Origin of the sequence: Neobacillus sp. DY30 (genome assembly GCF_030123065.1) — a bacterium.
In the GTDB taxonomy this organism is placed as follows: Bacteria; Bacillota; Bacilli; order Bacillales; family Cytobacillaceae; genus Neobacillus.
In genome coordinates, this window is sequence record NZ_CP126093.1 from 4,033,157 (window position 1) to 4,046,985 (window position 13,829).

Sequence of the window (13,829 nt, forward strand, 5' to 3'; positions counted from 1 at the left end):
CCGCTGTTTTTATGCATTTATTCAAACTCATATAGTTTTTTCGGAACTCCGCTCATAAGCGGACTAATCTCACTGGTTGCATACATGTGCAATCTGTGCATCGCACGTGTACACACAGTATAGAATAATTTCCGTTCACTTTCATTTTTATATTGTGAACTATCATACAAAATAACACCATCAAACTCAATCCCTTTTGCCAAATACGATGGAATCACCAGTATCCCTTTTTCGTATGCAATCGTCGCCTTCTCAATCAGGTGTACCGGAATATCCTCCTTAAGTGCGGCGTATACCTTTTTACTCTCTGCAGCTGTTCTACATATAACCGCAATCGTCCGATGCCCTTCTTTTAACAATTGATTTATTTTCCCCAAAACAAACCCATTTAATTGGTTAAGTTCCGCTAGTTTTACCGATGGCTTTTTTCCATGACGATTAAACGGTTCAATTTTTTCACCACCTTCAATCAAACTGCTGGTGAAATCGACAATTTCCTTCGTAGAACGATAGGTCTTTGTCAAAATAATCTTTTCAACTTCTTTCCCTTTTTGTTCATAATCCGATATAACTGTAGCTGATCCGGTTGCACCTGAGAAGATGGCCTGATTAAAGTCCCCGAGCAGTGTCATCTTACTATAAGGGAATAGTCGTTGTATTAATGCAAACTGCAGTGGTGTATAGTCCTGTGCTTCATCAATAAAAATGTGACGAATACCGGTTGCAGTCATTCTTCCTTTAATTAAATCCTGTAGGTAGACAAACGGCGTCGCATCCTCGTAGGATATTTTATAGTTTGCTAATGTTTCCACTGTCTGCGTACAAATTTGAGTCCAATCATCTAGAAGGACTTCCTGATTTTCAGGACCCTTGCTAAATAACTGGCTATATAATCCTTTCATATCGAGAAAATTTAACTTTTTAACACGAGAAAATAATGGCCGGAATTTTTGCTTAACTACCTTCTCTGCCAAGATCTTTTGTTCTTGTTCAAAATCATCAAAACTTTTCTCTGTAAAGCGCTCTTTCCCTTGTAATTCTTGATATGCCTTAAGATAGTCCTCTTTTTCAAGATATTGAACCTCATCCTCTACCCAGCTTTTAGAACGTTCTTGTTTGACTTTCCTCTTTAACTCTCTTAAAAGCCATTCCTTTACCATTTCCATTCGGTTAGGAATGGTGAAGCTCGTATCGAGCGAATAAAAATAATTATAAATCAGTTCATTAGATATGATAACTTCGCCGCGAAATACAAGATCTTTAAAGATAAGACCCTTGTCGGACAGTTCCTCAGCATACCGATCAATGATATCTTTAAACGCTAAGCTTGCCTTATACCGAATTCCTTTAACCCTGGTATGATAGTCTGGTTTTTCCTGATCATTGAGTAAAAATTCCATTTGGTCAAAAGGGTCCTCGACATCAAATTCACTGCCAATTCTATTATTTAGATATTCCATAAATGTAGCCTGCTCCATATTCTCTTCCCCTAGTTCAGGGAGTACCGTCGATACGTAGGAGTTAAATAAGGGGTTCGGTGAAAACAACATGATATTCTCCGACTTAATTGTTTCACGATATCTATACAATAAATAGGCAACCCGCTGAAGGGCTGCAGATGTTTTACCGCTGCCTGCTACACCTTGAACAATAAGAAGTTTACTTCTCTCATTACGGATAATCTGATTTTGTTCACGCTGGATTGTAGCGACTATGCTCTTCATTTGCGCATTTGCATTATTTCCAAGGACCTCTTGGAGCATTTCGTCACCAATGGTTACACCGGTATCGAACATCGCTTTAATGTTGGAATCACGAATGATAAATTGTCTTTTCAGCTTCATTTCGCCTTTGATTGCCCCATCCATGGTTGGATAAGAAGCAGGACCTGGAGCATGATCATAATAAAGACTTGAAATAGGGGCACGCCAATCATAAATTAAAAAATCCTCATCATGCTCATCCATTAGGGAAGCAATTCCGAGATAAACCTGATCAACATTCTTTTCATCTGTTTCTAAAAAATCAATCCGTCCAAAATACGGTGAATATTTCAAGCGATCAAGGATTCGAATCTGTTTATCCATTTGTTTAAATGTACGTTCCCGTTCTGACAATAACTCTGCCTGTTGCTTAATACTGGCTGCCGTCTCAATCACGTCATCGGGCTCATCCATATTAACAGTTACATCTTCCCAGAATGTCTTTCGAAGCTCAAGTACATCTGAACTAACACCACCAGTATTTTTCTGGAGCTTTAGCTTTTTCCTATCGATTTCCTTACTAACAAAATTCACACGTTCCTGCTCGATTTGCAAGTCATTTTTTACCGTATCACTCATTTGACCACTCTCCAGAAAATTTTGTCGCTAAAAATTTGACAGACGCACTTTTGATGTGTTAATATATTATAGAGATGATTTGTCTTTTGTGCATTTTCATCTAAGACCAACATTCATTTTATCATGATTAATTGGTAATTACAATAAGACTCCCACGCCTAAAGGCGTGTTTTTTTATGTTTATTCCTGATTTTCTTTTAGCATTTTACCCTTACTATCTTCCATTTCACCGTAAACAAGGTCTCTAAACTTTCCATATAAAAATATCGCCAGTATTCTGACCGCAAAATAATCTACTACATGGAATTTTTCCTTTACTACTTTCCGTTTCTTAAATAGTTGATCTAACCCAATTGTCATGAGAAAGACACTTAGCTTTGCAGACCAATTATTCTGTTTTAAAAATGATGATGTCGCAAAAAAAGACAAGGGTATTGCATACAAAGGAACAACAATAAAATGTTCTTTCCAAGAATGAAACTTCCCAGCTCCGAAACGAACCTTTTTAGTTGAAGCAAATAAAAATAACAAATTAGCTTCTGTAACCAATATCATAAAAAAAAGAGAAATAAAACGAACCACGGGATTCTTTTTTTCTAAAAGAATGTTCCACCAATCACTAATATTAAAGTACAGAGGAATCAAAATTAATGTATATATGGTTCTCCACCAATTATGCTTATAAACCTTTAGCTTTAGAAATAGTAGTTCAACGAGTGAAAAATAAACGCCTCCAAGTAATATCTTTCCAATCAAGCCTATTTTTACAACAGTATAGAAAACAGCAGTAAAAGGTACAAAGATACCTTGAGATAAAATAGCACCAAAAACGTTGTCAAAGAAGTTCTTTTTCATTATTTTCGGTTTATAGGTATAAGCATGAAAAACATTTAAAACTACATACTCTAACAAATAAGCAAATCCAATATCAGCCATTAATAGTGTGAATAATTGCTTTTTATTTTTGCTCTTGTAAAAAGAGTAGCCAAGCATGCTTGAATGGATGATAAACAAAATAATAAAGGGTATTTTATTTTGTTTTTTTGGTTTTTTCATATACATGTCCCATTTCATTCATGAGTTTATTGTTAGTATTTGAAATAAACCCCTTTTCATTCCACAATGGTATTGGATGCACTTCTTTTAATAAAACGACTAAGGCTGATTATTTTATATAATCGACCTTAGTCGTTTATTATCATGGTCTAATGATTACCCTAGTGCCATTTGGAACCTTTTCGGCAAGTTGAAGTACATCCCGGTTATACATTCGCACACAACCATGTGAAACTGCTTTTCCTATTGAACTTGGATCATTCGTACCATGAATTCCGTACCCCTGTTTGGATAAAGACATCCACAAAACACCAAAAGGTCCACCTGGGTTCATTTGACGGTTAACAATCACAAATTCTCCAGTCGGTGTTCCTGTGAGCATTTTTCCTACAGCAATCGGATAGATTTTTTCAAGCCTGCCATTTCTGTATAGCGAAAGTCTCCTCTTCCCTATCGAAATTTGTATCGTATAGGGGATTGTATTTGGATCCGGCAGACCAGGGATTTGTATTTTTTGACCTACATATAATTGCTGATAATTAACCCCGGGATTGGCTGCATAAAGACTAGCGAGGCTTACCCGATAATCCAACGAGATTTGGTAAAGTGTATCGCCCCGCTTCACAATATGAATCATGTTGCTATCCCCACCTTTATTATTACTATATGTCGCGATATACAAAGCGTTGCCACATAAAAAAGCTGCAGTCTGAACGATTAACGTCCGATTGCAGCTTTGAAAAGACTATTCATCCGCAAAACAAAAGAGTGCAGACATATCCTGGCGAGTATGCTTTATATAAAAATAATCATTTGTGGCCGCATCATACACATAATCTTTTTTCCAATCCTCAATATTACCCGCAATCTCCTTTATCGCCTTACTAAATAATTGAATTTCAGCATTAGTCATAATAGGGTGTAATGAAAACCTGACCCAGCCTGGCTTAGATGATAAGTCACCTAAATCAATTTGATGGGATATTTGTTTAGACTTGTTCTGATCAATATGCAGTAAATAATGACCATATGTTCCCGCACAAGAACACCCGCCTCGAACCTGAATTCCATACCTGTCATTTAACAGCCGGACAATGAGATTGTAATGAATGTTTGGAATGGTAAATGAAACAATCCCGATTCGATTTCGATGATGACCCTCTAATATATAAAGATTAGGAACATTCTCTAATCCAGTTAAAAGCAACTTTAGCTGTTCTTTTTCTCGCGCTAAAATCTTCTCGATACCCATTTGTTCCTTTAACCTTATACATAAGGCTGTTCGGATTGCCTGAAGAATGCCAGGTGTCCCTCCATCTTCCCGAACCTCAATGTCCTTAATGTATTGATGTTCACCCCAGGGATTTGTCCAAGTTACCGTTCCTCCTCCGGGATGGTCCGGTACCTTACTTGTATACATTCGTTTATCAAATATTAAGACGCCGCTCGTACCAGGTCCACCTAAAAATTTATGTGGAGAAAACAGTATACCATCGAGTTTCTCCAGTGGGTCCTTCGGGTGCATATCAATTTTTACATAAGGAGCAGAGGCAGCAAAATCCACAATGCAAAGTCCCCCATGCTGATGCATGATTTTTGCCAGCTGATGATAGGGTGTTTGTATACCTGTAACGTTTGAACATGCAGTAAATGAGCCGATTTTCAAGGCTCTATCTTGATAGTGGAAAAGAAGTTGTTCAAGATGACTTATATCTACATATCCTTTACTGTCTGGTCTTATAATCTCAACATCTGCTAATGTCTCAAGCCATGAGGTTTGGTTGGAATGATGTTCCATATGGGTGAGAAAAACAACTGGCCGATCTCTTTCAGATAGCGTTATTTTGTCTTTCCATTGATCTGGGATTCTAATACCCAATAATCTTTGTAATTTATTCATGACAGACGTCATTCCAAAACCATCAAGAATCAGTGCGTCATTCTCATCAGCATTTACATGTTCCTTAATGATTCTTCTTGATTGGTTATAAATTCCGGTCATCATTAAACTCGTAATATTGGATTCCGTATGTGTATTAGCCATAAACGGACCAAATTCCTCCGAGATTTTTTGTTCAATTGGCCGAAATAATCTTCCACTTGCCGTCCAATCAGCATAAATAATCGATTTCTTTCCATAAGGTGAATCAAATTCCTGATCAATGCCGATGATTCCAGACCGAAATTTAATAAAATATTCCTCAAGATTTTCAGGCAGTTGATAACACTTGCTTCCGATCCTTGCAGTAATCATAATTCAGCACCTCTCATAAAAATCCTGCTAATTATGATATGCAAATATCCTTTCACTTGCCGACGATTCTCAAATAATGATAAAAAAAGCCTAATCCATATGGATCAGACTATAATACTATTTATAAGCTTGTATTCTTGGATGATTCCTTGCGGTTTACTTCATCAATTTTTTGAACAAACATGTGAAAAACTCGCTGCTTCTCTTCTAAGTCTTTTATATATTCCTTTAATTGATTATAACTTTCCTCAAACGGTTTATGATATCTTTGGCGTATACTTTCAATAATTTCCTCGTTCACTGTCGATTGAATGACTTGTTTAGTAATCCCGTATTTATAAGAATATACCTTTAATTCTTGTGCAACTTCTTCATATTCTTTATCAATTTCGGCAAGGACTACTGAGATATCTTCCTTCCACTCTTCTAAAGATTTCTGTAAATAAGATTTAACCATGGTATCTTCCATTATTGCACCCGCCCTAATAAATTCTTAATAACTTTATTATACTGGTGAGTGATTACATATAGTTTTCTAGTAGTTTACAAAGCTTTATCAATAAATAGGATAATCTGCCGATTTACAATATGAAACTAGATTAATAGATATATATTATGAGACAGCATCAATCATAATCGGGACATTTTGTGTAATGTTGTTCGCATTCCCAAGATCGATATTAATCATTAAAGAATATTGAAAGGTGTTGTGAATTTTTATTTCTTCAGGAACATCGATAAAGAACGAAATTTTCCCTGTCTGGTTAGGACTGCATTCCAGAGAACAGAAAACGGAGTGACTATTTATTGTTTCTTCGATAAATGCCTTTGAGTCAACTCCCACAAGGTCAATATCATATCTTTTTATTTTATTTTTTAATAGTCCACCTGTAATCTCAATGGTGCCGTTTATGACGCTTCCAGCTTCGTAAACCTTTTTATCCAAATGAACCATTGTTTTAGGTAAACCAATTTTCAGTTTTGTTAAATAATCTTTTAATGTCATTTTTTTCTTCACCTGTTCCCTAAAAATAGGCATAATAAAAGACCCTCCATATAGTAAAGCTGCTTCATATGTTCCTAAAAACAAAAAAGCCCCTGTACTTGGCGGTCTATTGACCTCCTTCGCTTTAGCCGACGAAGTTAGCTGACGGGTAGGATGGCGAAAGATAAATCCTCATCCTTTCTACTTAGTAGAATTAACCCCAATGTAATTGGTTCCTCCGTACCCATAAAGGATGGGTTTTGGCCGATATATTTAAGTATTGTTGATTATGAGGCTAATTTTATCCTCAACCTGTTCGATTGTAAAGAGTGATATTTTTTTAAATTAACCGTATTAGCCTCATTTTTAAGCAAAAACAATCAATTATCTATTGTTTGCTCATGAATCATCTGTATTTAATGCTTATGTGCCTTTTTTCAATGAATAGCCATAATTCCTTTATTTTATCATCTTAGCAAACTCATCTATAGTGGTAGAATACTTTACATATATTCGCGGTAAGTAATATAACTCGTCTTTAATCCCCTTATTTGTATAGATTTCTGGTGTTGTTGTCAATCCAAAAGAATAATACTTTTTCGTTTCGGTAGCAGCACGTTCATTAACGTTTCCATATGGATAAGCTAGCGCAATAACAGGTTTTCCGGTTATTTTTTCAATTTTTTCTTTTGACCCTTTTAATTCATATTCAAGATTATCTGTCTTAGTCAAATCGGGATGTGTAGCAGTGTGGGACTGAACAGAAATCGTACCAGACTCGGCCATGACTTTTAAATCAATTCGGGATAATCGGTTAGAATAACCTATAAAATCAGAAATAACAAAGAAGGTAGCTGTTGGTTTAAATTTATCATCCTTTAGTTTTTGGAGTATCTCAAACGCATTTTGATTATTCTTGTAGCCATCATCAAATGTAATAAAAATAGGTTTGTTTACCTTACCAATATCTTTCCAACGTTCAAATGTTAATAATGTATATCCATTATTTTTCAAATAAACCATTTGCTTTTCAAAATTCTCTGGTGTTACAAATAACTCTTTTGAGCCTTGCCCTTTATACTCATCGATTGAATGGTAAATTAAAATTGGAACCTTTTGCTGTGCCAGAGCATACCCCGGAATGCTAATGAATAACAGAAAAAAGATTATAATTCTTAACATAATCATTGGACTCCCCTTTATTGTCGATGTTATCTCGTCTATTATTCCCACTAATATTTTATCTACAAGTTATTAATGTTAAACTAAGACCACATACCACACAAAGGAGCAATGAAATGTCTGAGTACAAGATTTTATTTTTAGATATAGATGGAACCATCATCATGCCGGATGATTCCATTGATGAAACAACAATCTTAGCAATTCGGCAGGTACAAGAAAAAGGAATAGAGGTTTTTCTAGCAACGGGAAGACCATTACATGAAATCAGGGACCTTGCTGATAAGTTAAAGGTAACCTCGCTTATTGGATATAATGGTGCTTTTGCCATTTACCAAGGGAAGGACCTTTTCCAGGAACCGATGAAAAAGGAAAGCGTAAAACAATTTTTAGACATAGCGAAACAAAATCAACATGAGCTTGTTTTGTATACGAAGGACGAAAATATTTTTACAGACCTAGACGCTGAGTGTGTGAAAGAATTTATCGTGAAATTCCATCTACATAAAAACGCAACCTATATATCTGCAAAGGATTATGAGATTCTAGGAATGACCTTGATAAACGTAGAATCTAATGATACAGCTTTATATAATATTGAAGATCAAATTCATTTATCCCAAGTAAATCTTGAAGGAATGCGTCACTGTTATGATGTTATTAGAGACAGAGTCAATAAAGGGTTTGCCGTTCAATTTGTACTCAAGCACCTTGGTCTTTCGAAAGAACATGCAATTGCTTTTGGTGACGGTTTAAATGATAAAGAAATGCTTATGAGTGTTGGTGAAGGATTTGCTATGGGTAATGGCCATCCTGATCTCTTTCAATATGCGAAGCATAAAACGACAACCGTAAATAATTCAGGAATTTATAACGGGTTAAAATCGCTGGGTATTGTTGAATAAACATAAGCTGTGCATTACGCACAGCTTTTTTTGCATGAATTTGTTGGTATTTCGTGGTATACGTCTTGTTTTGATAGCTTTTGTCACCCTGCAGGAAAATGAGGTGCTTTATAGAGAATTTACTATCTAAAGCTGTTTTACGTAAATTAGATAGAAGGGATTTGAACACTTATGAGAACTTTCACATTAAAGGAAGTTTCCAAAAAAATAAATGTTAAACCTGCTACATTGAAGAAATGGGAAGAAGAACTTGAAGAATTTTTAGATATTCCCCGAACGAAACAAGGCGCCAGAATTTATTCACAAGTAGAAATAGATTTACTTTTAGAAATTAAGGAACTGCACGATATGAAACTAAATACAACGATGATTTTACAATCCTTACGTGGTGAAACTGATATTGAAAAAGTAATCGCTGAACTGGGTGAAGAAATTAACTTACCAGATGAAATCGTTGCGGAAATGAATGATGAAGGTTCCGAATCAGAAGAAAAAGTTTCTGAACTTTCAGTAGATATCTCAGAATTTGAAGTAGAATTGGCTGAACCAGAAACCCAAGAGTTGGCAATTGCACCTCAAGAAGTAACGCCTGTTACGAATGAGGAACTTGCGATTAAGACTGCCGATGAATTTTTCGATGCCATGAATCAATATAAACAAACTTTCCTCAATGAAGTAAAAGAGGAAATAAGGAGTGTTCTCAGAAAAGAAGTAGTTGAAGAGGTTAAAAAGGAAATTGCGGATGGCGCACATTATACCGTAAATACGATTTCAGAATCGATTAATAAGTCTACAGAAACTACAAAAGCTGAGTTTCAACATTTATCAGGACATCTTGAAAAAAACGCGGAACAGACGACCGAGAGACTGCTTTATTTATCTAAAAGTATTGCCAATGCCTCTCACGAAACTTCAGAAGAGATTTATACACTTTCGAAGCAATTATCTCAATCTACAGAAGAACTAGCTCATTACGTAGATATTACAAATACGGAAATCTATAACCTGTCGGAAGCGATTGAAATCGACCGTTTAGAGCGTGGAAAAGAACGGGATCAATTCCGCTATGAAATTACACAAAGAGAGGCTGCCTTTCAGGATTTGTTAACAAGTTTTCGAGATGTAGCTGCCGCAAAAGAAAAAAAATGGTGGAAATTCTGGGAGTAATAAGTAAAGACGCTTGCTGTTATTGTCAAATTTTCTAGCGGGGGGAATGATGATGAATACAAACCAAGTTGCAAAATTATTAGGGGTTTCAGCTAGTACCATTCAACGATGGGTAAAACAATTAGAACTTCCAATGGAGCGAAATGAACGAGGACACTATCATTTTAATAATGAGGATATTGACCTTCTAAAAAATATTCAGACGCAAATCCAAAATGGAACCATGCTTCAAGAAATCGCTCCAGTACAAGAAAAGAAAGTTAGGAAAGGAACAGTAAAAGCGATTGAAAGCAATTCTGAGCTTGAAAGATTGTATTCGATTGTCAGTGATTTAGAAGCAAAGGTAAATTCTAAGGCAGACTCTGTGGCCTCCTATCAGCTCCTGCAGCACCGTCGAGAAATAGAAGAATTACAAAGTCAAGTTGTAAACTTAACAAAACAAGTGGAATCACTGCAATCACAGCTGCAAGAGGTTAAAAAATCCACATTGCCAGAGAAACCACTAATATTAGAGCAAGGTAAACTTAATAGAAAAAAGAAGAACTTCGTTAGTTCCCTATTTGGATTTTTAGGGTAATTAGAAAAGCTTCAGTACCTAAGCCGCTGAAACTAGACAATTCTAAAATATAAAGCCGAATGTGTTTAAAACACATTCGGCTTTATATTTTCAACTCGACAAGCGGCTGAGTATATTTTTTTATCATATAGCTCCCCAGAACAATACAAACCACAAAGGAGAAAGTGATTAAGAAAATATAATTTTCTGAGATGGCATTCGGTAAAATGGCTTGAATCGATTTAATAATAAACCCATGAAATAAGTAAACATAAAGTGTCCGTTCACCTATTTTCGTTATCCGATATTGATTAGACGGTATTAAAGGCAAAAAGCCAAACACTACAATTAGTGTTAAACCATATTGCATTGCACGCAGTAATCCATCACTAAGCTGCATACCGCCCATATGTTCATAGGAGGTGTCTCCTAGAAGCCATGGGACAGCGTCTTGTGGAAAACTAAAACCAAAAAATAGAAATGTCATCAAGATAATGACTACTCCAGCCGGTACCGCAAATTTTGCTCCAATGATACGTTTTATATGGTCCCCTTTTAATAAGAAGCCTAATAAGAAATAGGGAAAGAAAACAAACGTCCGAGAAATACTCATAAAACTGCCTGCATTTTCAACATAACCAACTGCGACTCCAAGTATCACGGCAATCAACAATCCAGCCCATTTTAATCTTGCAAACACATAAAGTAATAAATTCCAAAAGAATAAACTTAATAAAAACCACAATGACCAATGTGGCTGAAATAAATCAAATTCAAGTGTTTTTTCTTTTCCAACTAGAAAGTAAAAAATCGAATAAATGATTTGAAACACAAAATAGGGTATCAAGATTTTTTGAACAGTCTTAAGCAAATAACCTTTCTTCTTATATCCTTTAGCGAAATAGCCAGATATCATAATAAATGCCGGCATATGAAAAAGAAAAATCACTGTATATAAAGTAAATAAAACTTTATCCTGTTCCTTATACGGGCTAATCATATGCCCAAAAACAACAAGAAAAATTAATATAAACTTGGCATTATCAAAATATTTACTTCTGCTTGCTTCAGAAGCCATCCTATCCCCCCTCAAAATTTCACATAAAATTATTTTAAAAAAATTCCCAACCTATTTTACACCATTTTACCTTATTAATGTTACAAAGAAATTTAATAAAAGTTACTTTTTATTTCAAACAAATCACAATTTCAAAATAATAATAGTAATTTCCTATGCTTTTATGACTATTTTATTGGCAATAAATTCTATAACCTACTTTTATGACCTGATGATAAAAATCACATACACAAATGATGATTGATGATAGTATGCAGAGTAAGTTTTAAATTTTTAAACAAATGAAATGGGGTTATCACTTGAACTTTCCACAATTAAAAATTGCACATATCATGCCTAAGGTACCTATTTTCCAAGGCGGTATGGGAGTTGGTATATCACTGAGCAAGCTGGCTTCAGCCGTAGCCAATGCTGGCGGTGTTGGGATTATCTCTGGTACAGGTATTACAACGGATGAATTGCGGGATCATATTAGAAAAGCAAAAAGTCTAGTTCAAGGCACCGGATATATTGGCGTAAATGTTTTATTTGCCATGAATGATTTTGCAGAAAAGATGAAGGCAGCACTTGAAGAAAAAGTGGATTTTATTATTTCAGGAGCCGGAATTTCAAGGGATATGTATGCTTGGGGAAGACAGGCTGGCATTCCTGTCATTTCGATTGTTTCTTCAGCCAAACTAGCTAGGATTTCTGAAAAGCTTGGGGCTGCAGCAGTAGTGGTGGAGGGGTTTGAAGCTGGCGGACACCTTGGCACAGACAGACCGATGTTTGATATTCTTCCTGAAGTAGTGGAAACAGTATCCATCCCTGTCCTAGCTGCAGGTGGAATCATGACGGGAGAAGATATAGCTAAAGCCATTTCCATGGGGGCTGCCGGGGTTCAGATGGGCACAAGGTTTGTCGCAAGTGAAGAATGTGATGCTCCGCTATCATTTAAACAAAAATATGTGGACGCTCGAAAAGAAGATACCTCACTGGTAAAAACAACCGTTGGCTTGCACGGCAGGGTAATCGTAAATAACTTTGCAAAATTAATCAGCGGCACCGACAAATTAAAGATTGCAAAATGCCATGATTGTTTAAAAAATTGCTCTTATCGCTTCTGTACACTGGATTCCCTGCTTACAAGTATGGGAGGAGATGCGGAAAATGGACTTGTCTTTGCCGGTGCACGTGTCCATGAAATAAAGGACATTCTCCCTGTGCAACAAATAATAAATAATCTGACATTTGAATATCAGAATGCTGTTACTAGTCAATATGATTAATCCAAAAAGAGACAACCGAGTTTTCGGTTGTCTTCTTTGTTAAGGTAAATGTTTTATTTTGTTCTTGATGGATGTTCTTGGTTTTGGGTCTGGCACGATTTCAGGGTACCCAATTCCTAATACACCAACAAGCTCATAATTATTAGGAACTCCTAGAATTTCCCGATTCTTTGCAGTGATTCCGATGGATGACCAGAACGTACCGATACCCTCTGACCAGGCTGCTAAATTAAAGTTTTGCACAAAACAAGCTGTCGCCAACGCATTTTCCTCTTTTTCAACGGTGCTTGCCCCATGTTTGGATAATACAGCCATTAGTACAGGTGCATTCCCAAAATTTGTCTTATGATTCAGTTTTTCTCTTGTATCAGGACCTATAAAGTACACTTCCCATGGTTCTGTCATTCGATGATTTGGAGCCATCTTAGCTGCCTCCAGAAATGAATAGATTAAGTCTAGCTGCACAGTTTCGGATTTAAACTTTTTAATATTCCTCCTGCTTCTAATAATATCAAGGATATCCATTTAAACCCCTCCTTTATATACCGAAATAACGAGTGATTTTATTCACATTAATCTATCTTATGTTCTACTTTTTCAAAATATTTACTTAATCTTTATATTCTGTATGTAATAGGTAACTAATTCTTTAGACCTGAATATGATGTGTGCGAGGAGGCGAATATAATGAATAATTATTACTATAGGCCCGATGAAAGTCTAGGATATCAAAGCCAAGAAGTTGGCGATTATCGGGATATCTTGAATACCTGTCAGCGTTATATGAATTACCATGTTGTTGGTCAAATGAGGGATGGCACTCAAATGAATGGTATTCTTGAAGATATGGATGACGAAGGCATTACGATGCTCGTTCCTGAGGATGTCGATGACGACTCCAATGATATGCGCTATGGCGGATATGGTGGATATGGCAGACGCAGATTCCGTCGCTTTAGGAGACGCCGCTTTCCATATGCTGTCTTTGTATTCCCATTTTTCTTTCCATATCCTTATTACTATTAATGTATAGAAA

At 36.0% G+C, this 13,829-nt stretch carries 14 protein-coding genes and 1 riboswitch; of the genes, 5 read left to right on the forward strand and 9 right to left on the reverse strand.

Annotation, left to right across the window (positions count from 1 at the left end; genetic code table 11):
• Positions 1 to 17: 17 nt before the first annotated feature.
• From helD to QNH29_RS19765, 7 genes are all read right to left on the reverse strand, one after another.
• Positions 18 to 2,342, reverse strand: a complete 2,325-nt coding sequence (helD, locus tag QNH29_RS19735; RefSeq protein WP_283861033.1) for an RNA polymerase recycling motor HelD — start codon at positions 2,340 to 2,342, stop codon at positions 18 to 20.
• A gap of 180 nt (positions 2,343 to 2,522) precedes the next feature.
• Positions 2,523 to 3,398 (reverse strand): hypothetical protein, encoded by an 876-nt coding sequence (locus tag QNH29_RS19740; RefSeq protein WP_283861034.1) that lies wholly within the window; start codon positions 3,396 to 3,398, stop codon positions 2,523 to 2,525.
• Between the two features lie 142 nt (positions 3,399 to 3,540).
• Positions 3,541 to 4,035: a L,D-transpeptidase family protein gene (locus tag QNH29_RS19745; RefSeq protein ID WP_283861035.1), complete on the reverse strand. Its 495-nt coding sequence runs from the start codon at positions 4,033 to 4,035 to the stop codon at positions 3,541 to 3,543.
• A 108-nt stretch (positions 4,036 to 4,143) separates the two neighbouring features.
• Entirely contained in the window at positions 4,144 to 5,652 is a 1,509-nt protein-coding gene (locus tag QNH29_RS19750) for an aminotransferase class V-fold PLP-dependent enzyme (protein WP_283861036.1), read from the reverse strand.
• Positions 5,653 to 5,773: 121 nt separating this feature from the next.
• A complete protein-coding gene (locus QNH29_RS19755; RefSeq protein ID WP_283861037.1) occupies positions 5,774 to 6,121 on the reverse strand; it encodes a hypothetical protein in 348 nt (115 codons plus the stop codon).
• Positions 6,122 to 6,265: 144 nt separating this feature from the next.
• Positions 6,266 to 6,670, reverse strand: a complete 405-nt coding sequence (locus QNH29_RS19760) for a sporulation protein (RefSeq protein ID WP_283861038.1) — start codon at positions 6,668 to 6,670, stop codon at positions 6,266 to 6,268.
• A 99-nt stretch (positions 6,671 to 6,769) separates the two neighbouring features.
• A riboswitch (cyclic di-AMP (ydaO/yuaA leader) is annotated at positions 6,770 to 6,913 on the reverse strand.
• 183 nt (positions 6,914 to 7,096) lie between these two features.
• Positions 7,097 to 7,819, reverse strand: coding sequence for a polysaccharide deacetylase family protein (locus tag QNH29_RS19765; protein WP_283861039.1), 723 nt, complete (start codon positions 7,817 to 7,819; stop codon positions 7,097 to 7,099).
• A 116-nt stretch (positions 7,820 to 7,935) separates the two neighbouring features.
• Here QNH29_RS19765 and QNH29_RS19770 point away from each other — a divergent pair, with 116 nt between their 5' ends.
• From QNH29_RS19770 to QNH29_RS19780, 3 genes are all read left to right on the forward strand, one after another.
• On the forward strand, positions 7,936 to 8,724 hold the full coding sequence (locus QNH29_RS19770; protein ID WP_283861040.1) for an HAD family hydrolase: 789 nt from the start codon (positions 7,936 to 7,938) through the stop codon (positions 8,722 to 8,724).
• 171 nt (positions 8,725 to 8,895) lie between these two features.
• Entirely contained in the window at positions 8,896 to 9,891 is a 996-nt protein-coding gene (locus QNH29_RS19775) for a MerR family transcriptional regulator (protein WP_283861041.1), read from the forward strand.
• A gap of 52 nt (positions 9,892 to 9,943) precedes the next feature.
• Positions 9,944 to 10,468 carry a MerR family transcriptional regulator gene (locus QNH29_RS19780; RefSeq protein ID WP_283861042.1) on the forward strand — a complete coding sequence of 175 codons (525 nt, stop codon included), beginning with the start codon at positions 9,944 to 9,946 and terminating at the stop codon, positions 10,466 to 10,468.
• Positions 10,469 to 10,550: 82 nt separating this feature from the next.
• On the opposite strand, the gene QNH29_RS19785 is transcribed toward QNH29_RS19780, so the two are convergent.
• Positions 10,551 to 11,525, reverse strand: a complete 975-nt coding sequence (locus QNH29_RS19785) for an acyltransferase family protein (protein ID WP_283861043.1) — start codon at positions 11,523 to 11,525, stop codon at positions 10,551 to 10,553.
• A 281-nt stretch (positions 11,526 to 11,806) separates the two neighbouring features.
• On the opposite strand from QNH29_RS19785, the gene QNH29_RS19790 reads away from it, so the two are divergent.
• Positions 11,807 to 12,793, forward strand: coding sequence for an NAD(P)H-dependent flavin oxidoreductase (locus QNH29_RS19790; protein WP_283861044.1), 987 nt, complete (start codon positions 11,807 to 11,809; stop codon positions 12,791 to 12,793).
• A 39-nt stretch (positions 12,794 to 12,832) separates the two neighbouring features.
• Here QNH29_RS19790 and QNH29_RS19795 read toward each other — a convergent pair whose 3' ends face one another.
• Entirely contained in the window at positions 12,833 to 13,318 is a 486-nt protein-coding gene (locus tag QNH29_RS19795; protein WP_283861045.1) for a nitroreductase family protein, read from the reverse strand.
• Positions 13,319 to 13,480: 162 nt separating this feature from the next.
• Between QNH29_RS19795 and QNH29_RS19800 the strand changes: the two genes are divergently transcribed.
• Positions 13,481 to 13,819, forward strand: a complete 339-nt coding sequence (locus QNH29_RS19800; protein ID WP_283861046.1) for a hypothetical protein — start codon at positions 13,481 to 13,483, stop codon at positions 13,817 to 13,819.
• The last annotated feature ends 10 nt before the right edge of the window (positions 13,820 to 13,829 follow it).